General features: G+C 79.4%; 1 pseudogene. It reads right to left on the reverse strand.

The features are described from left to right. Positions 1–456, reverse strand: a pseudogene (locus tag GCU69_RS32595) (hypothetical protein); the annotation flags it as partial.

The following is a 456-nucleotide window of genomic DNA, read 5'->3' on the forward strand; positions in this document are numbered from 1 at the left end:
CGGTGAACGCGGCCCGCACATGCCGGCGGCGCAGCAGCAGATCGGTGGGGCGGGCCTGGAGCGAGCAGGGGTCGAACTCGGCGGATTCCAGCAGCTGTTCGTCCCGGCTGCCCACGGGGACCGCGACGGCGTCGGCCCGTTCCAGCGCGGCGGCCGGTGCGGTGACACCCGCGGCCGCGAGCAGCCGCCGCACCTCCCGGTCGGGCAGCCGCTCCAGGCCGCGCAGCACATACGCGGCGCGGGCGGCGGCCGGGACTTCCGCCAGCGCCTCGTCCAGCGCCAGCTGGTCGGCGCCGCCCGAGCGGGGGAAGAGCCGCAGCCCCCACACCCGGGGCAGCAGCAGGGCGGCACCGGCGCGCCGGTACCAGCCGGCCGGGTTCCAGGGGCGGCGCGGCCGGGCGGCGGCCAGCGCCGCGCGGAGCACCATCAGCCGGACGTAGCCGTAACCGCCGTCGC

This window comes from Streptomyces lycii, from assembly GCF_009735685.1.
Classification (GTDB): domain Bacteria; phylum Actinomycetota; class Actinomycetes; order Streptomycetales; family Streptomycetaceae; genus Streptomyces; species Streptomyces lycii.